Source organism: Streptomyces sp. NBC_00252 (assembly GCF_036187565.1).
Taxonomy (GTDB): Bacteria; Actinomycetota; Actinomycetes; order Streptomycetales; family Streptomycetaceae; genus Streptomyces.
The window spans coordinates 5,182,349-5,207,648 of the sequence record NZ_CP108087.1 but is presented as its reverse complement, the minus strand read 5'-3'; the positions used below and the strand labels follow the sequence as shown (position 1 = coordinate 5,207,648).

Annotated in this window: 18 protein-coding genes; 7 read left to right on the top strand and 11 right to left on the bottom strand. The window is 71.1% G+C overall.

All coding sequences use genetic code 11. The annotated features are described in order from the left end of the window. Positions 1 to 195 precede the first annotated feature (195 nt). Positions 196 to 1,194 carry a hypothetical protein gene (locus OHT77_RS22780; RefSeq protein WP_328830361.1) on the top strand — a complete coding sequence of 333 codons (999 nt, stop codon included), beginning with the start codon at positions 196 to 198 and terminating at the stop codon, positions 1,192 to 1,194. A gap of 258 nt (positions 1,195 to 1,452) precedes the next feature. Here OHT77_RS22780 and OHT77_RS22775 read toward each other — a convergent pair whose 3' ends face one another. The 3 genes from OHT77_RS22775 to OHT77_RS22765 all read right to left on the bottom strand — a co-directional run bounded on the left by OHT77_RS22775 (position 1,453) and on the right by OHT77_RS22765 (position 6,615). Then, positions 1,453 to 2,313, bottom strand: coding sequence for a hypothetical protein (locus OHT77_RS22775; protein ID WP_328830360.1), 861 nt, complete (start codon positions 2,311 to 2,313; stop codon positions 1,453 to 1,455). A gap of 192 nt (positions 2,314 to 2,505) precedes the next feature. Next, positions 2,506 to 3,609 (bottom strand): metallophosphoesterase, encoded by a 1,104-nt coding sequence (locus tag OHT77_RS22770; protein ID WP_328830359.1) that lies wholly within the window; start codon positions 3,607 to 3,609, stop codon positions 2,506 to 2,508. 1,893 nt (positions 3,610 to 5,502) lie between these two features. Next, a complete protein-coding gene (locus tag OHT77_RS22765; protein WP_328830358.1) occupies positions 5,503 to 6,615 on the bottom strand; it encodes a LacI family DNA-binding transcriptional regulator in 1,113 nt (370 codons plus the stop codon). Positions 6,616 to 7,233: 618 nt separating this feature from the next. On the opposite strand from OHT77_RS22765, the gene hisC reads away from it, so the two are divergent. The 6 genes from hisC to OHT77_RS22735 all read left to right on the top strand — a co-directional run bounded on the left by hisC (position 7,234) and on the right by OHT77_RS22735 (position 17,675). Next, positions 7,234 to 8,307 carry a histidinol-phosphate transaminase gene (hisC, locus tag OHT77_RS22760; protein WP_328830357.1) on the top strand — a complete coding sequence of 358 codons (1,074 nt, stop codon included), beginning with the start codon at positions 7,234 to 7,236 and terminating at the stop codon, positions 8,305 to 8,307. Between the two features lie 336 nt (positions 8,308 to 8,643). Further along, a complete protein-coding gene (locus OHT77_RS22755) occupies positions 8,644 to 10,152 on the top strand; it encodes a cytochrome ubiquinol oxidase subunit I (protein WP_328830356.1) in 1,509 nt (502 codons plus the stop codon). 21 nt (positions 10,153 to 10,173) lie between these two features. Beyond that, positions 10,174 to 11,178: a cytochrome d ubiquinol oxidase subunit II gene (cydB, locus tag OHT77_RS22750; RefSeq protein ID WP_328830355.1), complete on the top strand. Its 1,005-nt coding sequence runs from the start codon at positions 10,174 to 10,176 to the stop codon at positions 11,176 to 11,178. Positions 11,179 to 11,251: 73 nt separating this feature from the next. Next, entirely contained in the window at positions 11,252 to 14,746 is a 3,495-nt protein-coding gene (gene cydD / locus OHT77_RS22745; protein WP_328830354.1) for a thiol reductant ABC exporter subunit CydD, read from the top strand. A 62-nt stretch (positions 14,747 to 14,808) separates the two neighbouring features. Then, a complete protein-coding gene (locus OHT77_RS22740) occupies positions 14,809 to 16,494 on the top strand; it encodes a sensor histidine kinase (protein ID WP_328830353.1) in 1,686 nt (561 codons plus the stop codon). Between the two features lie 137 nt (positions 16,495 to 16,631). Next, positions 16,632 to 17,675, top strand: coding sequence for a M23 family metallopeptidase (locus tag OHT77_RS22735; protein WP_328830352.1), 1,044 nt, complete (start codon positions 16,632 to 16,634; stop codon positions 17,673 to 17,675). A gap of 37 nt (positions 17,676 to 17,712) precedes the next feature. On the opposite strand, the gene OHT77_RS22730 is transcribed toward OHT77_RS22735, so the two are convergent. From OHT77_RS22730 to OHT77_RS22695, 8 genes are all read right to left on the bottom strand, one after another. Then, positions 17,713 to 18,603, bottom strand: a complete 891-nt coding sequence (locus OHT77_RS22730; RefSeq protein WP_328830351.1) for a Cof-type HAD-IIB family hydrolase — start codon at positions 18,601 to 18,603, stop codon at positions 17,713 to 17,715. Positions 18,604 to 18,691: 88 nt separating this feature from the next. After that, positions 18,692 to 19,594, bottom strand: coding sequence for an LLM class flavin-dependent oxidoreductase (locus OHT77_RS22725; protein ID WP_328830350.1), 903 nt, complete (start codon positions 19,592 to 19,594; stop codon positions 18,692 to 18,694). Between the two features lie 42 nt (positions 19,595 to 19,636). Next, a complete protein-coding gene (locus OHT77_RS22720) occupies positions 19,637 to 20,083 on the bottom strand; it encodes a hypothetical protein (RefSeq protein WP_328830349.1) in 447 nt (148 codons plus the stop codon). 93 nt (positions 20,084 to 20,176) lie between these two features. Then, the gene (locus tag OHT77_RS22715) at positions 20,177 to 20,725 is read right to left on the bottom strand and encodes an RNA 2'-phosphotransferase (protein WP_328830348.1); all 549 of its coding nucleotides are present in this window, start codon (positions 20,723 to 20,725) and stop codon (positions 20,177 to 20,179) included. A 122-nt stretch (positions 20,726 to 20,847) separates the two neighbouring features. Further along, positions 20,848 to 21,813, bottom strand: coding sequence for a MerR family transcriptional regulator (locus OHT77_RS22710; RefSeq protein WP_328830347.1), 966 nt, complete (start codon positions 21,811 to 21,813; stop codon positions 20,848 to 20,850). Continuing rightward, entirely contained in the window at positions 21,810 to 22,697 is an 888-nt protein-coding gene (locus OHT77_RS22705) for a metal-dependent hydrolase (protein WP_328830346.1), read from the bottom strand. The genes OHT77_RS22710 and OHT77_RS22705 overlap by 4 nt, the downstream gene beginning before the upstream one ends. Then, positions 22,694 to 24,451 carry an SDR family oxidoreductase gene (locus OHT77_RS22700; RefSeq protein ID WP_328830345.1) on the bottom strand — a complete coding sequence of 586 codons (1,758 nt, stop codon included), beginning with the start codon at positions 24,449 to 24,451 and terminating at the stop codon, positions 22,694 to 22,696. Before OHT77_RS22700 ends, OHT77_RS22705 begins: the two co-directional genes overlap by 4 nt. Continuing rightward, positions 24,448 to 25,290 (bottom strand): M24 family metallopeptidase, encoded by an 843-nt coding sequence (locus OHT77_RS22695; RefSeq protein ID WP_328830344.1) that lies wholly within the window; start codon positions 25,288 to 25,290, stop codon positions 24,448 to 24,450. The genes OHT77_RS22700 and OHT77_RS22695 overlap by 4 nt, the downstream gene beginning before the upstream one ends. Between the last annotated feature and the right edge of the window lie 10 nt (positions 25,291 to 25,300).

Sequence of the window (25,300 nt, the reverse complement as noted above, 5' to 3'; positions counted from 1 at the left end):
GACCGCGAGGCGGGCGGCACGCAAAGCACTCCACATCGCGGACGGGCGCCCGTAGATTGGCGTTGCGCCGGGGGGGGGGAGTGCCTGGCGGGCATTGGTGTCGGACCGGGGAGGCAGCGCGGGTCGAGGAAGCAGTGCGGGTCGGGGAAGCCGTGCAGGTCGGGGACCGGTGGGGCGAGGGGACCAGGGGGAGCGATGGAGAGCGTCATTCTTCTGCAGGTGACGGACGAGGCGCAGTCGCTGGCGTGGGACGGCGACGAGCTGGTGGACATCGTGGGGGGTCGGCGGTGGGGGCCTGACGGGGTGGAGCGCCAGGTCTCGGACGACCATGGGTACTCCTTCGACCGGAGCGTCAGTTCTCCGTCCGGCCGGTTCACCGTGGTCTACGACGAGCGGGGCACCGAGGCACTGTTGTTGGAGGGCGATCGGCCGGTCCGTGAGCTGCGGCGCGATGACGACTACGCCCCGGACTTCGACTATCCGGTCGCCCTCGGGGTGCTGCGGGACGGCCGTGAGGTGCTGGTGCACTGCCCGGACGGGTACGACCTCCTCCAGATCGAGGACACGGAATCGGGGGAACGGCTCACGGTCGGCGACCGTACGCGGAACGACGTCTTCCACTCGCGGCTGGCGGTGTCTCCGGACGGGACTCGTCTGTTGTCGGCGGGGTGGCTGTGGCATCCGTACGGGATCGTCGAAGTCTTCGACCTGGAACGGGTGTTGAGGGAACCCGCTCTGCTCGACGGCCGTGGCGTGCCGTCCTTCTACCCGGACACCAGTTCCGAGGTGATCTCGGCCTGCTGGATCGACGGGGACCGGATCGCGGTGGCGACCGGGGAGGAGTTCGTCGACCAGGAGGAGATCGCGGAGACCGAAAGCCTGGGCAAACGGCAGTTGGGCGTGTGGTCGGTCTCAGAGGAGCGATGGGTGCGTCGCAACAGGGTCGACTTCCACATAGGCACGCTGATCCCGCGGGGCGACACGATCGTCTCGCTGTACGGGCATCCCCGGCTGATCGATGTCACGACGGGGGCGTCCACGGCGGAGTGGCCGGACGTGGAGGTGCCGAGCAGGGAGGGGAGTTACGGCGCCGTCCCGACGCCGGTCGCGGCCCTGCACCCGGACGGCAGACGACTGGCCGTAGCCCAGCCGGAGAGCATCGCGATCATCACCCTTCCCGGCAAGGCTTCCTGACGGGGCGTCACAAAAGGGCTTCACAATAGGGTCTGGGCTTCACAACAGGGCGTCATGACATGGCGTCCTGAAGGGACCTGCCGTCGGCCGAGTGTGGACGAGCGCACCACTCGGCCGCCCCTGTGCCTCTGCGGCCGTGCCTCTGCGCCCCAGTGACTTGCGGCCCAGTGCCTGTGTAGCCCTGCGGCTCGCCGCCCTGTGTCCCTGCGACCGGACGTTCGGCTTGCGCTCCCCGGGGCGGGGGCGCAAGCCGAGGGGCTACTCCGGCTGGTGTTCGGGCCCCCCGAAGTCCGGGCTGCTGAAGTCCGGGCTGGTGAAGCTCGGGCGGTGACCCGGCTCCGGGCCGTCGTCCGGGCTGGAGAAACCGGGGCTGTCGTAGCCGAGGTGCGGCATGCGACTGGGGCCCGAGGGGGTCGTACGGCGCAGGGCCGCGGTGCCCGGAGCCGCGAGTGCCGCCTGGAGGAACGGCAGGATGCCGCGTTCCAGAAGGGCGTCGTGCCAGGCCTCCCTGGCGCGGGTGACCTCGCCGCCCGACTCGCCGTAGGGGCCGGTGTCGAGCGAGGGCCGGTTGCGCAGTGCGGTGAGCAGCAGGCCGACGGCGGCGACGAGGATCGCCGCGGCGGTCATGGCGCCGAACACCCAGCCGGCGGTGAGCATGGTCTTGGCGAAGGCGGGCTCGGGGGTGAGCATCTTGAGGATGTAGCCCACGAGCAGGAATATCGCCGCGGCCGTGCCGGCCAGGACGGGGGTGAGGACGGCGGCGACGGCGACGGCGCCCGCACCCTCGGCCGCTTCCCCCAGGGTGGTGGCGAGCCCCATCGCGCCCACGCCGTCCGGCTCCGCCGAGCCGGACTCGCGGACGGTCGACGGGGTGGACGACGCCGGCTGGCGCAGTTCCTCGCGGACCTTCACGTAGTGCTGGTACTCGGTCGCCGCGGCCGCCGTGATGAGCGCGGTGGCGTTCAGCGCCATGGTGCGCAGCTGTTCGGGGTTGAGCCGCTTACCGACAGCGGCCAGTTCCGGGCGGGTAGGGGCGGAGCGCAGCGCCTCGTCGAGGATCCGCTCGTACTCCTGGCGGTCCTCGCTGTGCAGGTGCTGCGGAACGCTGTTCATGTGCATCCCCCGATGCTCCGTAGGGCTTGGGGCTCGCATGCCAACGAGCCGTCGGGCAGAAACGGAGGGGAGCCTGCTACGGATAAGCCGATGGTAGAGCGGCGACGGCACACGGTGACAGGGGGTTTCCAGAAATTGGCCCCTGGCCAGCGCTGTCGTCCGCCGGTCCTCCGAGGGGGACGCCTGCCCGATAAACGCTCAGATATCCAGGGGCAGTTGCTGGACCAGCAGTTTTCCGGCCATGGTCACTCCGCCGTCCATCGCGATGGCGAGTCCCTCGGCGTAGACGTGCGGTCCCTCGACCACGGGACCTGCGGTGTCCTCGCCGTCCTCGGAGCCGACGTCGCCCAGGAGGTAGGGAATCGGGCTGTGCCCGTGAACGATCCGGGACCCGCCGTACGTATCGAGGAGGGAGCGGACATGGTCTGCGCCGCCCTCGTCGCGGAAGGAGAAGCGCTTGGTGAACTTGCGGAAGACGTCCCACACCTCGTCCGCGTCGTTGCGCGTGAGGGTCTCGCGGACGTTGTCGTTGACCGCCTCGATCGAGTCGCCGTAGTCGAGGTAGGCGGTGGTGTCGGAGTGCACGAGCAGGTGGCCGTCGACCTCCTCCATGGCGTCGAGCCGGGCCATCCACTGCAGGTGGACGTCCTGGAGGCGGTCCATGTCGGTCTTCTGGCCGCCGTTGAGGAGCCAGGCCGCCTGGAAGGTGGCGGTGCCCGCGCCGGAGTTGACGGGGGTGTCGCCGAACCGCTTCGCGCCGAGCAGCAGCAGCTCGTGGTTGCCCATGAGCGCCTTGCAGTACCCGCCGGCCGCGGCGGCCTCGGCGGACAGCCGCATCACGAGGTCGATCACGCCGATGCCGTCGGGTCCGCGGTCGGTGAAGTCGCCGAGGAACCAGAGCCGCGCGGTGCCCGCGCACCAGCTTCCGGCCGCGTCGATCAGGCCCTTCTCCCGCAGGGCGGCGACCAGTTCGTCGAGATATCCGTGCACATCGCCTACGACGAACAGCGGACCGGCGCCCTCCGTCTCCTGCGGGACGGCCATCGACGCCGGGTCCACCGGGACCTGAACCGTGTCACCCCGACGGATGACGGGCAGGTCGCGCTGCGTGGGTGTGTACCCCTCCGGATAGGCCTCTTCGAAGGCCTCCTCGTCGGGTCGTACGACCTCGCCCGGCTGCGCGCTGTCGGCGTACGGACCGGTCTCGTGGACGTACGCGGGTACCCGGAAGTCGCGCAGCGTCGCCGTCCGCTCCACCTCGGGTCCCTGACCGGCCCCCTGAGTCATCGACCCCTCCACCATCGCGCCGCAGCTGCACCGCGTCGGACTGCCTGGTCGCAGCGGCCCGCGGTGTCGTGGGCCCATCATAGGAATGCGGATCGCGCCATGTGATGACCCAGGGGTGGTGAATCAGAGCAGGACTCAACTCCACCGCGGCTTTCGCCCCGATTGGCCCGGTCTTCGACCGGTCGTCGTCTCCTTGACGGGGGTGGGATCTCGCCGTGAGGGCGGCTGGAAATGGTCGGTGGGGGTGTGGGGGGTGACGGTGGGGGTGGGTGGGGTGCGGGGGGTGATTCCAGGCGGGGTGGTGCCTGGGGTTGATCGTCGGGTCCCGGGTGAGGGTGGTTGCGCGGGGTGGGGCTGGGCGCTTGGTGGGGTCGGTGCGGCTTGGTTGTGGGGTGAGGGCGGGGTGCGTGCCGGGGGGTGGGTGTTGGGTTTCGGGTGAGGGTGGTTGTGGTGGGTGAGGGCGGGGCGCTGGGTGGGTGCGGGTGCTGCCGGATCGTTCGGTGAGGTGGGGTTCGCCGGGGTGATGCCGGGTGAGGCTGCATGTGCTCGGTGGGTGCGGGCGTTTGGCGGGTGTGGGTGCTGCCGGGTCGTCGAGTGAAGGTGGGGTTCGCCCGGGTGGTAACCAGGTGGATGCGCGGGCGCAGGGTGTTTGGCGGGCGCGGGACCTGGTTGGTTCGGCGGTGAGGTTGGGCTGCTTGCCGGGGTGGGTTCTGGGCGCTTGTTCTGGGTGGGTTCGGGGTGCTTGTGAGGTGCGGGTGGTGCCTGGTCATCCGGTGAGCGGCTTGCCGGGGTGGGTCCCTGTGCGGGTGTTGCTTGGTCGGCCGGTGAGGGTGTGGCTCGCTGGGGTGAGTGGCGGGTGCTTGTGCGGGGCGGGTGTTGCTTGGCCAGTAAGGGGTTGGCCCGCCGGGGTGAATGCCGGGTGCCCAAGTGGGTGCGGGGCGGTTGGCGGGCAGGGGTGTCGCTTGGTTGTCCGGTGCGGGTGGGCTGCCTGCCGGGAGCGAGTGCCGGGTGCTTGTTCCACGGTGGGTCCATCGCCCGTGCTGCTCACCTGGACGCCGGTTCCCGTCGCTTGCCCTGCACGGCGACATGACGGCCCCTCAACCCGCCCTGGCCTCCACCGTGTCGGCCTCTACCGCCCGCTCCACGGCCCCCGGCGCCGGGTGGAAGTCCCGGCGCCGTCCGGCCCGCCACGGGCGGTCTGAGGGTGGTCCTGTACGCCGCGCGGCCGGGGAGAGCGGCGCCAGCGTCCCAGGCACCTCCTGGCGGCTGTCCGCATCGTCTTGGTCGACCCCGTGGGAGCTACTGGCATCGATCCGGTCGACCACGTGGGAGCGATCGGTGTCGACCACGTGGGAGCCCTCGGTATAGATCTGGTCGACCCCGTGGCAGCGGTCAGCACGGTCCCGTGCCAATCGCGAGGGAGCCGCCGACGCCGTCCCGGTCAAAGGTGCGGCGCCTGCTCACACCCTCCCGGCTAACCGCGTGGTGCCTCACCCCAGCCCCAACGCCGACAGGCAGCCCACCCAGCCCCGACCCTCCCCCGATTGAGCCGCCGACACCAGCACCCGCCGAGACAACCCCGCCGGCCCGGGGCCCCTAGCACCGCCGAGACAACCCCACCCGCACAGGCCCCTGGACCAGCACTGCAAGACAACCCCGCCCGCACAGGCCCCTGGACCAGCACCGCAAGACAACCCCGCCCGCACAAGCCCCTAGACCAGCACCGCAACACACCCGCCAGCACTAACCCCCGAAGCCAAGCCCCCCCGCACACCCCCCTCGCACAACCTCCACCCAGACAAGCCCCCCGGCCCGTCACCCCCCCGACTCCCCAGGGCTCCCCCCCCCGAACCCTCAGACCCCACCCGCAACCCCGAACCCGAAATCCCCGCCCCCGACCCGACCCGCCTACTTCCCCTCAGGCGACCGAGGCGGACTCACAGTGGTCCGCGGTGGACGCCGCTGGGACGACGTCCGGACGATCAGCTCCGTCGGTATCACCTGCTCGATCGGCAGATCCGACTCGACCCCCTCGATCGCATCGATGAGGAGCTGCACCACCGCCGTACCGATCCGCCGAGGCTTCAACGACAGCGTCGTGATGGGCGGCTCGGTGTTGGCATACACCGTGGACTCGCTGCAGCACACGAGCAGCAGATCCTCCGGCACCCGCATCCCGTACCGCCGCGCCGCCGCCAGCAGATCCGTGCCGTTGGGATCGAAGAGGCCGTAGACCGCGTCGGGCCGGTCGGGCCGGGCGAGCAGCCGGTCCGCGGCGACGGCCCCCGCGCACGGATCGTGCGCCGGATACGACTCGTACACCGGATCCTGGCCCACCCGCTCGCACCAACGCAGGTATGCGGTGGTTGAGAGGTGCGTATACGTGTCCGTGCTGGTCCCCGTGAGCAGGCCGATCCGGCGGGCGCCGGCGTCGGCCAGGTGGTCCAGGATGCCCAGGACCGCGGCCTCGTGGTCGTTGTCCACCCACGCGGTGACCGGGAGCGAACCGGCCGGGCGGCCGTCGGAGACGACCGGTAAACCCTGCCGGACCAGCTCGCTGACCACCGGGTCCTGGTCGGACGGGTCGATGACGACCGTGCCGTCCAGGGCGACGTTCGACCACACGTCGTGGCGCGAGGTCGCGGGGAGGATCACGAGGGCGTAGCCGCGGGCGAGCGCGGCCGAGGTGGCGGCCCGCGCCATCTCGGCGAAGTACGCGAACTCGGTGAAGGTGAAAGGTTCATCCCCGTACGTCGTCACGGTCAGGCCGATGAGGCCCGACTTGCCGGTACGGAGCGTGCGAGCCGCCGCGGAGGGGCGATAGCCCAGCCGGTCGGCGACTTCTCGGACATGGCGTCGGGTGGCGTCCGGGAGCCGGCCCTTGCCGTTGAGGGCGTCGGAGACGGTCGTGATGGAGACTCCGGCCGCGGCGGCCACGTCTCTGATTCCCGCCCGGCCCGGCCGGCTTCCTCGACGAGAGGTTTCCGCGCGGCTCACCTGGTGCTTCCCTGCTGCTGTCATGGCGAGCCGATAGTAGGGCTCATGCGGTGGGGTAGTGCGGACGCATATGCACGCGTTGACAGGCACGTTTCTGCAAGGTCAGAAAGGGTCAACTACCTTAGAAACAAAGTCAGTTAAACGATGCAATGGCATTACGTGACTTGTCGGCGCGCATGGGCCTGCCAAGCCCCCCATGTTTCGAAGAGGTCTCAACTCACCTGCACGAGGGATGCGCGCCAGGGCGCGAGCCACCGGCGCATAGATATATGTACAGCGCGCCCCCGCTTCGTGCGCCTTCGTACGGTGATGCCCCTGTTGCGCATGTGACGCGTGAGGCGACGCCGACAACCACCGCCGACCCTCCGGAAACTGCCGTCCACCTCTCCGGAACCGCTGTCCCCACCTCCGGAACCGCCGTCCCACCTCTCCGGCAACCACCGTCCGCTCCCCTCCGGTCCGGCAATCACCGTCCACACCCCTCCGGCCACCACCGTCCCCACCTCTCTGGAACCCGACCCGCGAGACGGTCGCCGACGGCAGCCGTACGACCTTCTCCGGACCCGACCTGTACGCCCCGCCCCCGAATCCTCATAAGGTGAGCAGTATTCGAAGCCGGTGGTGGTCACAAGGAGGACTGCGGTGAGCGAGACGAGCCCGAAGCTGCGCGCCGAGCTGGAGGGTATCCCCACCTACAAGCCGGGCAAGCCTGCCTCGGCGGACGGTCCGGTGGCCTACAAGCTGTCCTCCAACGAGAACCCGTACCCCCCGCTGCCGGGCGTGATGGAGAGCGTCACCGCGGCGGCCGCGTCCTTCAACCGGTACCCGGACATGGCCTGCACCGGCCTGATGAACGAGCTGGCGGAACGGTTCGGCGTCCCGGTCTCGCACCTGGCCACCGGCACCGGTTCGGTCGGCGTCGCCCAGCAGCTGATCCAGGCGACCAGCGGCCCCGGCGACGAGGTCATGTACGCGTGGCGCTCCTTCGAGGCGTACCCGATCATCACGCGCATCAGCGGCGCCACGGCCGTGCAGGTGCCGCTGACCCCGGGTGACGTGCACGACCTGGACGCGATGGCGGACGCGATCACCGACCGCACCCGGCTGATCTTCGTCTGCAACCCCAACAACCCCACGGGCACGGTCGTCCGCAGGGCCGAGCTGGAGCGCTTCCTGGACCGGGTGCCCGGCGATGTGCTCGTCGTACTGGACGAGGCGTACCGCGAGTTCATCCGCGACATCGAGGTGCCGGACGGCGTCCAGCTCTACCGCGACCGGCCGAACGTCTGCGTCCTGCGCACCTTCTCCAAGGCGTACGGCCTCGCCGGCCTGCGGGTCGGCTTCGCGATCGCCCACGAGCCGGTGGCGGCGGCGCTGCGCAAGACGGCGGTGCCCTTCGGGGTGAGCCAGCTCGCGCAGGAGGCGGCGATCGCCTCGCTGCGCGCCGAGGACGAACTGCTCGGCCGCGTCGGCTCGTTGGTGTCCGAGCGCACCCGCGTGGTCGACTCCCTGCGCGCCCAGGGCTGGACGGTCCCGGAGACCCAGGCCAACTTCGTGTGGCTGCGGCTGGGGGAGCGCACGCTGGACTTCGCGGCGGCCTGCGACCGGGCCGGCGTGGTGGTGCGGCCGTTCGCGGGCGAGGGCGTGCGGATCACGGTCGGGGAGACCGAGGCCAACGACATCTTCCTGAAGGTGGCGGAGGGCTTCCCCAAGTAGTAGCGCTGGCCGTCGCCTGAAGGGGCTCCGGCCGTCGTCTGGAAGAGCTCCAGCCGTCGCCCGCGAGGGCCCGGCCTCGACTGCCGGCGAGTGGTTCGTCACACCCCGCCGATGTGTGGGTTCGTAACGAGTGACGTCAGGGGGGTTGCCACCAGGTGACCCCCCTTCGTAATGGGGTCCTGGAACGGGACCCCCCGTCGTCTGCCGAAAATCCGTACGTCATAATAGCTTGTGAATGTGAACGCGTTCACAAGCGTGTCCCGGTTCGTCCCATGATGTGTGTGACAAAAGGGGCAAACTGCCGCTGTACCACGGCGACGTAAGGAGACTGACGACGTGGAATTGGCTCTGGCGCCGGAGACACTGGCGCGATGGCAGTTCGGCATCACCACCGTCTACCACTTCCTGTTCGTCCCCCTGACGATCTCGCTCGCCGCTCTCACGGCCGGGCTGCAGACCGCGTGGGTGCGCACAGAGAAGGAGAAGTACCTCAGGGCCACCAAGTTCTGGGGCAAGCTCTTCCTGATCAACATCGCCATGGGCGTCGTCACGGGCATCGTCCAGGAGTTCCAGTTCGGCATGAACTGGTCCGCCTACTCGCGGTTCGTGGGTGACATCTTCGGTGCCCCGCTCGCCTTCGAGGCACTGATCGCGTTCTTCTTCGAGTCCACCTTCATCGGGCTGTGGATCTTCGGCTGGGACAAGCTGCCCAAGCGGATCCACCTGGCCTGCATCTGGATGGTCTCGATCGGCACGATTCTGTCGGCGTACTTCATCCTCGCGGCCAACTCGTGGATGCAGCACCCCGTCGGCTACAAGATCAACAAGGCGAAGGGCCGTGCCGAACTCACCGACTTCTGGCACGTGCTGACCCAGAACACCGCTCTCGCGCAGGCCTTCCACACGCTCTCCGCGTCCTTCCTGACCGGCGGCGCGTTCATGGTCGGCATCGCGGCCTTCCACCTGTTCCGCAAGAAGCACATCGCGGTGATGAAGAGCTCGCTGCGGCTGGGCCTGGTCACCGTCGCCATCGCCGGTCTGCTCACCGCCGTCAGCGGTGACACCCTCGGCAAGGTCATGTTCAAGCAGCAGCCCATGAAGATGGCCGCCGCCGAGGCGCTGTGGGACGGCCAGAACTCCGCGCCGTTCTCGATCTTCGCCTACGGCGACGTCAGCAAGGGCCACAACTCCGTCGAGCTGTCGATCCCCGGGATACTGTCCTTCCTCGCCGACGACGACTTCAACTCGTACGTCCCCGGCATCAACGACACCAACAAGGCCGAGCAGGCCAAGTACGGTCCCGGCGACTACCGGCCCATCATCCCCGTCACCTTCTGGGCGTTCCGCTGGATGATCGGCTTCGGCATGGCGTCCTTCGTCATCGGCCTGGCCGGACTCTGGCTGACCCGCAAGAAGTTCATGCTGGCCCCGCATCTGAGGGTCGGTGAGGACGAGGTGCCGAACGTGGTCCTCTTCAAGAACAAGGCCCTCGGCCCGAAACTCACCAAGCTCTACTGGCTCGTGTCGATCTGGACCCTCGGCTTCCCGCTGATCGCCAACTCCTGGGGCTGGATCTTCACCGAGATGGGCCGCCAGCCCTGGGTCGTCTACGGCCTCTTCCAGACCCGTGACGCCGTCTCCCCCAGCGTCTCCCAGGGCGAGGTCCTCACCTCGATGATCGTCTTCACCTCGCTCTACGCGATCCTCGCCGTCATCGAGGTCAAGCTGCTCGCGAAGTACGTCAAGGCCGGCCCGCCCGAACTCACCGAGGCCGACCTCAACCCGCCCACGAAGATCGGCGGCGACTCCCAGGACGCCGACAAGCCGATGGCCTTCTCGTACTAGGCCGAGGGAGCTGCAACTGTCATGGAACTGCACGACGTCTGGTTCGTCCTCATCGCCGTCCTGTGGACCGGCTACTTCTTCCTGGAGGGCTTCGACTTCGGGGTCGGCATCCTCACCAAACTGCTCGCCCGCGACCGCACCGAGAAGCGGGTCCTGATCAACACGATCGGCCCGGTCTGGGACGGCAACGAGGTCTGGCTGCTCACGGCTGGCGGCGCGACCTTCGCCGCCTTCCCCGAGTGGTACGCCACCCTCTTCTCCGGCTTCTACCTCGCCCTGCTGATCATCCTGGTCTGCCTGATCGTCCGGGGCGTCGCCTTCGAGTACCGCGCGAAGCGGCCCGAGGAGAACTGGCAGCGCAACTGGGAGACGGCGATCTTCTGGACCTCGCTGCTCCCCGCGTTCCTGTGGGGCGTGGCCTTCGGCAACATCGTGCGCGGCGTGAAGATCGACAAGAACTTCGAGTACGTCGGCAACTTCTGGGACCTGCTCAACCCGTACTCGATCCTCGGCGGGCTGGTCACGCTGACGCTCTTCACCTTCCACGGCACGGTGTTCACGGCTCTCAAGACGGTCGGCGACATCCGGGCCCGGGCGCGGAAGCTGGCCCTTCAAGTCGGGCTCATCACCGCCCTGTTGGCGTTGGCCTTCCTGATCTGGACCCAGATCGACAGCGGTGACGCCAAGAGTCTGGTGGCGCTGATCGTGGCCGTCGTCGCGCTCGTCGCGGCGCTGGGGGCGATCCAAGTGGGGCGTGAGGGCTGGTCGTTCGCGTTCTCCGGGGTCACCATCGTGGCCGCCGTCGCGATGCTCTTCCTGTCGCTCTTCCCGAACGTCATGCCATCCTCACTCAACGCGGACTGGAGCCTCACGGTCACCAACGCCTCGTCGAGCCCGTACACCCTGAAGATCATGACCTGGTGCGCGGGGATCGCCACCCCGATCGTCCTGCTCTACCAGGGCTGGACCTACTGGGTGTTCCGCAAGCGGATCGGCACCCAGCACATCGCCGAAGCCGCGCACTGAGTCCACGCGCCACAGTCCGACTTGGGGCATGTTTCACGTGAAACATGCCCCTTGAGAAGAGGGTGTGTTTCACGTGAAACCGATCGACCCACGTCTGTTCCGCTACGCCCGTGCCACCCGCCTCTTCCTGATGGCGGTCGTCGGCCTGGGTGCCGTAGGGGCGGCGCTGGTCATCGCGCAGGCGATGCTCATCGCGGAGGTCGTGGTCGGTGCCTTCCAGCACCGGATGTCCGTCGGTGAACTCGGCACTCCCCTCCTGTTGTTGGTGGCCGTCGCCGTCGGCCGCGCCCTGGTCTCCTGGCTCACCGAACTCGCCGCCCACCGCGCCAGCGCCGCCGTGAAGTCGGAGCTACGGCGTCGGCTGCTGGAGCGTTCCGTGGAGCTGGGCCCGGGCTGGCTGAGCGGGCAGCGGACCGGCTCGCTGGTCGCCCTCGCCACCCGGGGCGTCGACGCCCTCGACGACTACTTCTCGCGCTACCTCCCGCAGTTGGGCCTCGCGATCGTCGTCCCGGTGGCGGTGCTGGCCCGGATCGTCACCGAGGACTGGGTGTCGGCGGCGATCATCGTCGGCACGCTTCCGCTCATCCCGCTCTTCATGGTGATGATCGGCTGGGCCACGCAGTTCCGGATGGACCGTCAGTGGCAGCTGCTGTCCCGGCTGTCCGGGCACTTCCTGGACGTGGTCGCCGGACTGCCCACCCTGAAGGTGTTCGGGCGCGCCAAGGCGCAGGCCGAGTCGATCCGCCGCATCACCGGCGAGTACCGCCAGGCGACCATGCGGACCCTGCGGATCGCCTTCGTCTCCTCCTTCGCCCTGGAACTCCTCGCCACCCTCTCCGTCGCCCTGGTCGCCGTGACGATCGGCATGCGCCTGGTCCACGGCGACATGGACCTCTACATCGGTCTCGTCGTCCTCGTCCTGGCCCCCGAGGCGTATCTGCCGCTGCGCCAGGTCGGCGCCCAGTACCACGCGGCGGCCGAGGGTCTCGCGGCGGCGGAGGAGATCTTCGCCGTACTGGAGACACCGGTCCCGTCCCAGGGCACCGCCGACGTTCCGTCCGACGCCCTGGCTTTCGACGGCGTGACCGTCCGCTATCCCGGCCGTTCCGTGGACGCCGTGGCGGATGTGTCCTTCACCGTGAACTCCGGGGAGACCGTCGCTCTCGTCGGACCGAGCGGCTCGGGCAAGTCCACTTTGCTGAACGCCCTGTTGGGGTTCGTCCGGCCCACCGAGGGCCGGGTGCACGTCGGGGGAGTCGATCTCACCGACGTCGACCTGGAGCAGTGGCGGTCCCGGATCGCCTGGGTGCCGCAACGCCCGCAGTTGTACGCCGGGACGATCGCCGAGAATGTCCGGCTCGCCCGTCCCGACGCCGACGACACCGCCGTACGGAGGGCGTTGGCCGACGCGGGTGCCCTGGACTTCGTGGACGCGCTGCCTGAGGGCATCGGGAGCATGCTCGGTGAGGACGGGGCCGGGCTGTCAGCCGGGCAGCGGCAGCGGCTCGCCCTCGCCCGGGCCTTCCTCGCGGACCGGCCCGTCCTGCTCCTCGACGAACCGACCGCCGCGCTGGACGGAGCGACCGAGGCCGAAGTGGTCGAGGCGGTACGGAGGTTGGCGGTCGGGCGGACCGTCCTGCTCGTGGTGCATCGGCCGGCCCTGCTGGCGGTGGCCGACCGGGTGGTGCGGGTGACGGAGGGCACGGCCGCGGTGCGCGCGGAAGCCGGGCCGGCGATCCCCGAGACACGGACTGCCCAGGAGATGTCGGTGAGTTCCGTAGCTCCCGACGAGCCCGAGCCGCGGCTCGTGGCGCACAAGGGCGGTGTCCTCGCGCGGGTCCGTGCCATGTCCGGTGCCCGGCGCGGTCGCCTCGCCCTGGCGCTGCTGCTCGGAAGTCTCGCGCTGGGCAGTGCCGTTGGCCTCATGGGCACCTCGGGATGGCTGATCTCGCGGGCCTCGCAGCAGCCGCCCGTGCTCTATCTGATGGTGGCCGTGACGGCGACCCGGACCTTCGGGATCGGGCGGGCGGTGTTCCGGTACGCGGAGCGGCTCGTGTCGCACGACGCGGTGCTGCGGATGCTGGCCGACACCCGGGTCGCCGTCTACCGGCGCCTCGAACGGCTCGCGCCCGCCGGGCTGCGCGACACCCGCCGGGGCGATCTGCTGTCCCGGCTCGTCGCCGACGTGGACGCGCTCCAGGACTACTGGCTGCGCTGGCTGCTGCCCGCCGGGGTCGCGGTCGCCGTGTCCGCCACGACGGTCGGCTTCACGGCCTGGCTGCTCCCCGAGGCCGGCGCCGTCCTCGCGGTCGGCCTCCTCGCGGCCGGTGCCGGAGTCCCCCTGGTGACCGGCGCCGTGGCCCGCCGTGCCGAACGGCGGCTGGCCCCCGCCCGTGGCGCCCTGGCGACCCGGGTGACGGAACTGCTCACCGGGACGGCCGAGTTGACGGTCGCGGGCGCGCTGCCCGCGCGTACGGCCGAGGCCAGGCGGGCCGACGGCGTCCTCACCCGGATCGCCTCCCGCGCCGCCACCGCCACCGCCCTCGGCGACGGCCTCACCGCGCTGGTCTCCGGCCTGACCGTCGCCGCCACCGCGCTCGTCGCCGCCCAGGCCGTCGCCGCGGGCCGGCTCAGCGGTGTCCTGACGGCGGTCGTCGTCCTCACCCCGCTCGCCGCGTTCGAGGCGGTCCTCGGACTGCCCCTCGCCGTGCAGTACCGGCAACGGGTCCGCAAGAGCGCCGAGCGCGTGTACGAGGTGCTCGACGCCCCCGAGCCCGTACGCGAACCGGAACGGCCCCGGCAGGCACCCGCGACGCCTTTCCCGCTCGTCGTGCAGGGACTGGTCGCCCGCCACACCGGGCAGGACCGGGACGCGCTCGCCGGGCTCGACCTGACGCTGGAGAAGGGCCGCAGGGTCGCCGTCGTCGGGTCCTCCGGGTCCGGCAAGACGACCCTCGCGCAGGTTCTGCTGCGGTTCCTCGACGCGGACGCCGGCACGTACACGCTCGCCGGGGTGGACGCGTACGCCCTGGGCGGCGACGACGTACGACGGCTCGTCGGGCTGTGTGCGCAGGACGCGCACCTCTTCGACAGCTCGGTGCGCGAGAACCTGCTGCTGGCGAAGAGGGACGCGACCGAGGACGAACTGCGGGCCGCGCTGGAGCGGGCCCGGCTGCTCGACTGGGCCGACGGGCTGCCCGAGGGCCTGGACACGCTGGTCGGTGAGCACGGGGCCCGGCTGTCCGGAGGACAGCGGCAGCGGCTGGCGCTCGCCCGCGCGCTGCTCGCCGACTTCCCGGTGCTCGTGCTCGACGAGCCCGCCGAACATCTGGATCTGGCCACCGCCGACGCGCTCACCGCCGATCTGCTGGCCGCCACGGAGGGCCGCACGACCCTCCTCATCACCCACCGGCTCGCGGGTCTCGAGGACGTGGACGAGGTGATCGTGCTGGACGAGGGGCGCGTGGTGCAGCGGGGTCCGTTCGCCGGACTGGCGTCGGTGGAGGGGCCGTTGCGGGGGATGGCCGCGCGGGAGGCGGAGTCGGAGCTGCTGGTGGCGGCGGGCTAGGCGGGCCCGGCCCCGAGCCGCTCGACTTTCCGTGACAAAGGGGACTAATTAGGCTCGGGGGTATGTCAGCCGCCGCGCGCCCCGGTCCCCCGTCGTCCGCCCCGGGACTCTCGGCCGAACTGGCCGTCCGCGTCCCGCAGTTGCTGGAGGCCATGCGGTCCGTGGGCAGCGGGCTCGAACTGCACTCCACGCTGGAGCGGATCTGCGAGGCCGCCGCCGCGCTGACGGACGCCCGGTACGCGGGGATCGGTGTCATCGACGAGGACGGCGACGCGCTCGCCGACTTCGTCTTCCACGGCGTCGGCAACGCGACCGCGCGGCGCATCGGACGGCTGCCCGACGGGCACACGGGACTGCTCGGCGCGCTCATCCGGGAGCCCGGTCCGGTACGGCTGACGGACGTGACCGAGGACCCGCGGTCCTGGGGCTTCCCCGACCACCATCCCCGGATGCGCGCCTTCCTCGGCGTCCCCGTCCGCGTCCAGGGCGAGGTCTTCGGGAACCTCTACCTCGGCGAGAAGCGCGGCGGGAAACCCTTCAACGACTACGACGTCAGCATGGTCCGGGTGCTGGCTACCGAGGCCGGAATCGCCATCGGCAACGCCCGGCTGTACGAGGCCGCCAAGCAGCGCGAGCGGTGGATCGACGGATCGGTGGCCGTCACGACCGCCCTGCTGTCCGGCGGGGACGCCGAGGAGGCGCTCCAGGTCGTCGCCGAACGGGCCCGCCGGCTCTCCGGTTCGGCGGCCGGGATCGTGCTGCTGCCCGCCGCCGAGGGCGGCATGGAGATCGTCGCCGTGGCCTCGGAACAGCCGTCCGCCCAGCTCGGCAGGGTCGTCCCGCCGGACAGCGAGATCATCAGGCAACTCCTCGCAGGGAAGCCGGTGTTCGTCGCCGACGCGGCCACCGACCCCCGGATGCTCAGCGCCCTCGCACGCACCTACGGGCCGATCATGGTGCTGCCCCTGCAGAGCGGCGGGCGGGTCCTGGGAGCCCTGGTCACGCCTCGCGCGCGGGGCGAGCGGCCGTTCACGGAGGCGGAGCGCACCCTCGCGGTCCAGTTCGCCTCGCAGGCCGCGCTCGCGCTGATGATGGCCGAGGCGCAGCGCGACCGGGAGCGGCTCGCGGTGTACGAGGACCGCGACCGCATCGCCCGCGACCTGCACGACCTGGTGATCCAGCGGCTGTTCGCCACCGGGCTGATGCTGGAGAGCGCCCAGCGCGGGTCGCTCGTCCCCGAGGTGCGCCAGGGCGTGGGCAACGCCGTCGACGAACTCGACGTCACCATCCAGGAGATCCGCACCGCGATCTTCGCGCTCCAGCAGGGCCCCGCCGAGGCGCCGTCCGGGCTGCGCACGCGGGTGCTGCGGGAGATCAACATGGCGGCCGTGCCGCTCGGCTTCAAGCCCGGGCACCGTTTCGTCGGCGCGGTCGACACCACGGTCGGCGACCTCACCGGCAAGAACCTCATCGCGGCCCTGCGCGAGGCCCTCTCCAACGCGTTCCGGCACGCGGCGGCGGCCCGCATCGAGGTGGTCGTCGACGCGACCGCGACCCTCCCGGACGGCCGCCCCGGCGTACGGCTCACCGTCGCGGACGACGGCGTCGGCATCCCGACGGGCGGCCGCCGCAGCGGCCTGAAGAACCTCAAGCGCCGGGCCGAGTCCCTGGGCGGCGACAGCTGGTACGGGCCGGGCATCGGCCCGGACGGCGGCGGTACGACGGTGGTGTGGCAGGCCCCGCACTGAACCCGGCCGGTACCTGTCCGACGCGGCGTCGGCCGCGCCCCCGTCACGGCTCCCGCTCAGCCGTTCGCAGCAACGCGTCCCCCATGCGTACGACGTGAACAGGGTCCTCGTCCCGCGCGCGGGTCACGATCGCTGACATGCGCTCATATCGCCGTCATCCGCTGCTCGTTCCGGTGCTGCTGTGCGCGTTCGCGGTGCTGGCGGCCAGGCCGGGCGACGGTGACGGGGGCGCTCCCACCGATGTCAGTGCGCGGGTGGCGCGGCTGTACCAGGACGCGGCCGTCGCGTCCCGGCAGTACGAGACGGGCCGGCAGGAGGCCGACGCGCAACGGGCGCGCGCCCAGCGGGTCGAGGGTCAACTGGACCGCGAACGGCGGGAGATCGCGCGGCTGCACGAGGACCTGGGCCGGATCGCCCGTGCCCAGTACCGCGGTGGTGGCGGTGTCCCGATGGCGGCCCGGATCCTCCTCGCGGACAGCCCCGAGGATCTGATGCGCGATCAGCATGTCTTCTCCCAGGCGGACCTGGCCGTCGGCAACGCGATCGGCCGGAGCCACAGGGCGGAGGTGCGGCTCGCCTCGGACGAGGCGAAGGCCGCGTCGGCGTGGCGGACGCTGGAGAAGCGGAACGCCGAACTCGCCGACCTGAAGCAGGGCATCCAGCGGCGGCTGGAGGAGGCGCGCGGCCAGTTGCAGGGGCAGGCGGACGCCTCGGTCGCGGCGGGCAGCTGCCGGGGCGCCGTCCGCCTCGACCAGCCGCCGAACCGCGTCACCGCCCCGTGGGTCGCGCCGGTGGAGACGATCGACCTGTCGGCAGGCTTCGGCAGCGGCGGCTCCCGCTGGGCGAACCGGCACACCGGCCAGGACTTCGCGGTGCCCATCGGCACACCGGTCAGGGCGGCCGGCGCGGGGCGTGTGGTGCGGGTGTCCTGCGGCGGCGCGTTCGGCATCGCGATCGTGGTCGAGCACCTGGGCGGCTACTACACGCAGTACGCCCATCTCGCCGCCGTCGCCGTCGACCAGGGGGACCGGGTCACCACCGGCCAGTGGATCGGCCAGTCCGGCACGACCGGCAACTCCACCGGCCCGCATCTGCACTTCGAGGTACGGGTCACCCCGGACATGGGATCGGCGGTCGACCCCCTGCCCTGGCTGGCCCAGCGAGGCGTGCCGATCGGCTGAGCCCGCGGGTAGGAGCCGCGCTCCGGGCCGACGGCCCTTACGGCCGCCGTTCCGCCAGTATCCGCTCGATCACGACCGCCACGCCGTCCTCGTTGTTGTCGACGGTCCGTCCGGAGGCCGCGGCGAGCACGGCGGGGTGCGCGTTGCCCATCGCGTACGACTGTCCGGCCCAGGTGAGCATCTCGACGTCGTTCGGCATGTCCCCGAAGGCGACGACCTCCTCGGGGGCGATACCGCGCTCCGCGCAGCACAGGGCGAGTGTGCTGGCCTTGGAGACGCCGGGGCCGCTGATCTCCAGCAGGGCGCTGGGGCTGGAGCGGGTGACGTTGGCGCGGTCGCCGAGGGCGAGGCGGGCGACGTTCAGGAAGACGTCCGGGTCCAGCTCGGGGTGGAACGCGAGGATCTTCAGCACCGGCTCGTCGGCCCCCGGGGCGTCCGGCGCGAGGAGTTTCTCGGCGGTGGCGAGGCTGTCCGGTATCTCCATGTGCAGCTTCGGATACGCCTTCTCCTGGTAGAAGCCGTACGTCAGCTCGATCGCGTACACCGTGCCGGGCGCGGCCTCGCGGACCAGGCGTACGGCGTCGAGGGCGTTCTCCCGGGCCAGCTCGCGGACCTTCACGAAGCGGTGGCTGCCGGGGCCGCCGTGCAGGTCGACCACGGCGGCGCCGTTGCCGCAGATCGCCAGGCCGTGGCCGTGCACGTGGTCGCTGACGACGTCCATCCAGCGGGCCGGGCGGCCGGTGACGAAGAAGACCTCGATGCCCGCCTCCTCGGCCGCGGCGAGGGCGGCCACCGTGCGCGGGGACACCGACTTGTCGTCGCGCAGCAGGGTGCCGTCGAGGTCGGTGGCGATCAGCCGTGGGGGGACGGCGGAGGCCTTGGTCTCGGGCTGTCGAGTCGCTGAGGTCACCCGGCCATTCTCCCGCATATGCCCGCACGGTCGTGCGGGAGTGCGCACATGTGAGTGGTTACCGCCCCTACCAGGGCTGTTGTGCGCCACGGCGTCCGCTGCCGGCTCAGCGGAGCTGGGCCGGGGCCTCCATGGCGATCTGCTCGAAGGTCTTCTCGTCGGCGGCGAAGTCGGAGTCCGGGATGGGCCAGTGGATCACGATGTCGGTGAAGCCCAGTTCCTGGTGCCGGCCCGCGAAATCGACGAACGCGCCGACGGACTCCAGCGGGCCGCCGCGGTCCGGGGTGAAACCGGTGAGCAGGATCTTGTCGATGCCCGCCACGTCCCGGCCGATCTCCGCGCAGGCGTCGGCCAGCTTCTCGACCTGTCCGCGAATGGCGTGAACCGACTGGTCGGGGGTGCCGTTCTCGAACAGCTTCGGGTCACCGGTGGTCACCCACGCCTGCCCGTGGCGGGCAGCGAGCCGCAGCCCGCGCGGCCCGGTCGCGGCCACCGCGAAGGGCAGCCGGGGCCGCTGCACACAGCCCGGGATGTTCCGCGCCTCGTGCGCCGAGTAGAAGTTGCCCTCGTAGGACACCGAGTCCTCGGTGAGCAGCCGGTCCAGCAGCGGCACGAACTCCCCGAACCGGTCGGCACGCTCCCGCGGGGTCCACGGCTCCTGGCCGAGCGCGGTGGCGTCGAAGCCGGTGCCGCCCGCGCCGATGCCTAGGGTGACGCGTCCGTCGGAGACGTCGTCCAGGGAGATGAGGTCCTTGGCGAGGGTCACCGGGTGCCGGAAGTTCGGCGAGGTGACGAGGGTGCCCAGCCGCATCCGCTCGGTGACGGCCGCGGCGGCGGTCAGCGTGGGCACGGCACCGAACCACGGGCCGTCCCGGAAGGTGCGCCAGGACAGGTGGTCGTAGGTGAAGCCGGTGTGGAAGCCGAGTTGCTCGGCGCGCTGCCAGGCCTCGCGGCTCCCCTCGTTCCAGCGGCGGTACGGGAGGATCACGGTGCTCAGGCGCAGGCTCATGGGTCACAGGTTATGCATCTGTCCCTGTTTCACGTGAAACCGTCACCGTATGCGGCTGTTCAGCCACGGCGTGAGGGTGATCATCGAGATCCACTCCTTGTGCGTCCGGTCGCCGGGCAGCGGGACGATCAGGTGGCAACTGGGCGGGAAGGTGCGGGACTTGACCCAGGCGCGGCCGTCGAAGACGGAGCGGAGGAAGGCGGGGACGTCGTCGCGGGCGATGTCGGGGCAGTCGATGCCGTCGACGCTGATCAGCGCGTCGTCCTCGGGGTAGAGCCGCACACTCACCCGCGGCACTCCGCCGAACTCGATGAACGCCTCGTGCGGGAGCGAACCGTCCGGGTCGGTGATGACGCCGAAGCCCGCGGAGGTACGGCGTGAGGTCTGGTCGGCGCCGATGTCATGGGTGACCTCGATCTCCCGCCCGTACTCGGACGCGATGTCGCGGAGGGCGGTGACGGCGGCCTCGGTGCTGTGGAAGTGGTCCATACCACTGATCATGCCGGGGCCGGTGCGCTCGGGACCAGGCAGGGGCGGCACTTCTCGGCCGGGCGACGTGGGTGCTCCTCGGCCCGCGCTGGGTCAGTGGGAGGCGGGGAACCGCAGATACCGCACGGGCACCGCCTCCGTGAGCCACACCCCGTTCTCGCTGACCCGGAAGACATGGCCGTCCTTGTGCATGGCGCCCGCGTCCACGGAGAGCACGACGGGCCGGCCGCGGCGGGCGCCGACGCGGGTGGCCGTCTCCCGGTCGGCGGAGAGGTGGACGGCGTGGCGGTTCATGGGCCGAAGCCCTTCGGCGCGGATCGCGTCGAGGCTGCGGGCGACCGTGCCGTGGTAGAGGTACGGCGGCGGGGTGGCCGGGGGCAGTCCGAGGTCGACCTCGATGCTGTGGCCCTGGCTGGCGCGGATCCGGGTGCCCTCGATCGCGAAACGGCGCTTGTCGTTCGTGGCCACCACATGGTCGAGTTCCTCGCGGCTGAACCGGAACCCGTTCGCCGCGCAGGCGGCGATCAGCGTGTCGATCTCGACCCAGCCGGCCTCGTCGAGGGTGAGCCCGATCCGCTCGGGCTGGTGGCGCAGATGCCTGGAGAGGTACTTCGACACCTTCACGGTGCGTCTTTCATCCATCCGGTCAGGATGACGCGAGAGACGTGGATCACGCATTTTATTTTGCGACCGATGTTTGATCCACAACCAACTGTAGTTATCCACAGGGGAATTGGCGTTTCTGTGGACAACTCCCTGTGATGTCAGCCCTCTTGGTCAACATCGGCTGGGGGCCCACCCCTTGGCATGAGCGCATCCAACGCCCGTGCCCGCACCTCCCGTTCAGCCGCCAGCGCGACGAACTCGCTCGCCCTCTCCACCCCAACCAGCGCTTCCACGGCCCGCATTGTCGACTCGGGCACGGCGACGGAACGTGACGAGGAAGCGGTCCGCGACGACTCCGCCGCCCCGAGGTGCTGCCGCAGCGAACGGTTGGCGAACAGCCGCATCGCGCGGGCGAGTTCGGCGTCCACGGTCTGCTGCGCGAGGGGCCGCAGCCGTCGTACGAGCGAGGCGGCTTCGGCGGCGTCCGCGTCGGTCGGGCGGTGCGGGCCGTCGAGGTAGCGGGCGAAGACGTGCTCGGTGGTGAACTCCAGAAAACGGGAGGCGATGTGCTCGACCTGGACCCTCAACTCCCGCAGGTGGGACGAGATCGCGGACAGCGGGACCCCGGAGGCGTACAACTCGACGGCCACCGCCAGCTCTTGGGGGCTCGGCACGAGGAAGGAATCGGGGTCTCCGGGGACCGCCTCCAGGACGCCGAGTTCGACGGCCTCGGCGACCGCCGCGTCGTCCGGGCTGCCGCCGAAGCGCTGCTCCAGCTCGGCGCGCGAGATCCGCGCCGCCTGCTCGTCCGTCCACGGCCCGTCGACCTCGGCGACCAGTCCGAGGACCCCGCCGAGCCCCCGGCCCGCGTCCCAGGCGTCCAGCAACTCCTTGATGGACGCCAGGCCGTAGCCCCGGTCGAGCAGGTCCGCGATCTGCCGGAGCCGGGCGAGGTGGACGTCGGCGTACACGTTGGCCCGGCCCCGCCGCTCGGGGCGGGGGAGCAGGCCGCGGTCCTGGTAGGCGCGGATGGTCCGGACGGTGGCGCCGCTGAGGTGCGCGAGGTCCTCGATGCGGTAAGAGGCCTCGTGCGGGCCGGAGTCGGCGCCCGGGCCGGAGCTCACGCGGCCCCCGCCCGGGCCGCCGGTGACCGCTTCAGGTACTCCACCGCACGGCTCAGCGAGCCCTCCCGCGACGGGTGGTAGGAGCGCCGCAGATAGCGGGGGACGGCCGCGCCGAGCGAGCGCCAGGTGGGCAACAGGCCTTTGCGCACGGCCATGTTGTGCTCGGCGAGCGAGTAGCGGACGCGGCCCGCGAGCTGGGGGTCGTGGCGGATCAGGTAGGCCGTGCCCCAGGCCCACAGGTAGAGCATCACGGGCGCCGTCACGGCCATGCCGGCGACGCGGCGGGCGTACCGGGGGAGGCCGTGGCCGCCGCAGTGCCGGAACATGTCGTAGGCCACCGCGCGGTGTTCGACCTCCTCGGCGCCGTGCCAGCGCAGCAGGTCGAGCATCGTCTCGTCGGCGCCCGCCCGGTCGAGGGCCTCGGCGGCCAGGATCCAGTCGCCGAGCACCGCCGTGAACTGCTCGATCGCGGCGACGACCGCCAGCCGGAAGCGCAGCCACTCCCGCTCGGGCAACGGGGCGCCGAGCGGCGGGCGTTCGCCGAGGAGCCGTTCGAAGAGGAAGTCGACGTACCGGGTGAAGTCCGCCGACTCGAGCCGCTGGGCCGCGAGATGGTCCAGCACGTGCGCGTGCTGGACGCTGTGGGTGGCCTCCTGGCCCATGAACCCCTTGACGTCCGCGAGGAGTTCGGGGTCCCTGACCAGCGGCAGGCCCTCCTTGAAGACCTTCACGAACCACCGCTCCCCCGCCGGCAGCAGCAGGTGCAGCACGTTGATGACGTGGGTGGCGGTCGGCTCGTCCGGTATCCAGTGCAGGGGTGTGCGCGTCCAGTCGAAGGCGACCCGGCGCGGGGCGATCGCGTGGTGTTCGTGCGCGGAGGTCACAGCGGCGGCTCCAGGCGGGCCATCGCCCGCAACGCGCGCGGGGCGAACCGGGACATGAGGTGGGCGCCGCGCGCCTCCGGGGTGACCGGCACGACCGCGTCGTTGCGCACGACGGCCCGCACGATCGCGTCGGCGACCTTCTCCGGCGGGTAGTTGCGCATCCCGTAGAGCCGCGCCGACTTCTTCTGGCGGCGTTTCTCCTCGTTTGCATCGACTCCGGCGAAGTGCGCGGTGGAGGTGATGTTGGTGTTGACGAGGCCGGGGCATATCGCCGAGACGCCGATCCCCTGCCCGGACAGCTCCGCGCGCAGGCACTCGCTGAGCATCAGCACGGCCGCCTTGGAGGTGCTGTACGCGGGAAGCGCCTTGGAGGGCTGGAAGGCCGCCGCCGACGCGGTGTTGACGATGTGGCCGCCCTGGCCGCGCTCGGCCATCTGCTTTCCGAAGAGGCGGCAGCCGTGGATCACGCCCCACAGGTTGACGTCGAGGACCTTCTTCCAGTCCTCCGGGGTGGTGTCGAAGAAGGAACCGGAGAGTCCGATTCCCGCGTTGTTGACCAGCACGTCCACCACGCCGTACTCGGCGGCGACCTTCTCGGCGAGCTTCTCCATGGCCTGCTCGTCGGAGACGTCGACCGTCTCCGCCCAGGCCTCGGGGGCACCGATCAGCCGGGCCAGTTCGGCGGTGCGGGCCGCGCTCTCCGCGTCCCGGTCGACGGCCACCAGGCGCGCGCCGGACTCGGCGAACGCGAACGCCGTGGCCCGCCCGATCCCGCTGCCCGCGCCGGTGACCAGCACGAGCTGCCCGCCGAACCGCTCCGCGTACTTGCCGGTCGCGGGCGTCGCCGCGGGCCGCCCGCCCTCGTGGGTGGTCACGAACTCCGTGATCCAGGACGCCAGTTGGTCGGGCCGGGTCCGGGGGACCCAGTGCTTGGCCGGCAGGGTGTGGCGCACCACCCCCGGGGCCCACAGCTCCAGTTCGTCGTAGAGCCGCTCCGACAGGAACGCGTCCCCCAGGGGTGTGACGAGCTGCACGGGCGCGTGCGCGTACGCGTCGGGGCGTGGCCTGCGGAGCCGTGCGCGGACGTTGTCGCGGTACAGCCAGGCGCCGTGGGCCGCGTCCGTGCGGAGCGAGGAGGTCGGGTAGTCGCCGCGCGGGACCTTCTCGACGCGCTCCAGGATCTTCGGCCAGCGGGTGCCCAGGGGGCCGCGCCAGGCGAGTTCGGGCAGCACGGGCGTGTGCAGCAGGTACACGTACCAGGACTTGGCGCCCTGGCCGAGGAGCTGGCCGACGCGGCGCGGGGTGGGCCGGGTCAGCCGCTTGTTGATCCAGTGCCCGAAGTGGTCCAGGGACGGCCCGGACATCGAGGTGAAGGAGGCGATACGGCCCCGGGTGCGCTCGACGGTGACGAACTCCCAGGACTGCACCGAGCCCCAGTCGTGCCCCACGAGGTGCACCGGCCGGTCCGGGCTGACCGCGTCCGCGACCGCCAGGAAGTCGTCCGTGAGCTTCTCCAGGGTGAACCCGCCCCGCAGCGGCTGCGGGGCCGTGGACCGGCCGTGGCCCCGGACGTCGTAGAGCACGACGTGGAAGCGGTCCGCCAGCCGGGAGGCGACCTCGGACCACACCTCCTTGCTGTCGGGATAGCCGTGCACCAGGACGACCGTGGGGTTCGAGGCGTCCCCCAGCTCGGCCACGCACAGCTCGACCCCGCCGGTCCGCACCCGGCGCTCCCGCGCACCCTCAAGCGTCACTTGTCCTCCGCCCAGCGCCGCACGTGCGGCAGATCGTCGTCCAGCCAGAAGGCGCTCTGCTCGGGGTCCTTGGAGTCGGTGACGACCAGGATCTCCTCGAACTTGGCGCCGGTGCCCCGGAATCCGAGATGCGGTTCGACCGCCCACAGGCCCGGGTGCGGGGGATGGTCCGAGAAGCGGTACGGCGACCACAGCGGGGACCAGCCGTCGCGGTGGCCGTGCAGCGCGTCGCTCGCGAGGCCCTTCAGGGACTGCGTGCCGAATCCGAACAGCCTTGGGGACCAAGGGCGTTCGGCGACCCGGTCGACCTTGTGCGCGATCACCCCGAAGGGATACGCGCGGTGCCGGTTGGCATACCCCTGGCGGACCATGAGGCGGTCCACGTCCTCGTAGATCTCGCGCAGCGGGCGCCGCTCGCGCACCTCCCGCAGGAGCAGCTCGCGGTGCGCCTCCAGGTCGGCCATCAGCCGGGCCTGCACCGGATTGCCGCCCAGGGAGCCCGAATAGCCGATGTCGGCCGTGAAGCCCTTGTGCACGGGGGCCATGTCCAGGATGAACGGCATCCCGGGCTCGAGCCGGCGGCCCGTGGGGAAGAACTGCAGCGGCACCCGGAAGTTCGTGAACGCCGTGCGGTCGCCGAACCAGGCGAAGGGCAGATGGAACCAGTCCGTCACTCCCCGCGCGCGCAGCCAGGACCGCTGCAGCCGCGCCGCGTCGCGCTCGGTCATCCCGGGCTCCAGCCGGGCCGCGACGGCCTCGGCGCACTCGTACGCCAGCCGCTGGACCTCTCTGAACCCCCGCAGTTCCCCGGAGAGTTCGCGTGTCACCGCCGTAGTCATGCCACCGCCC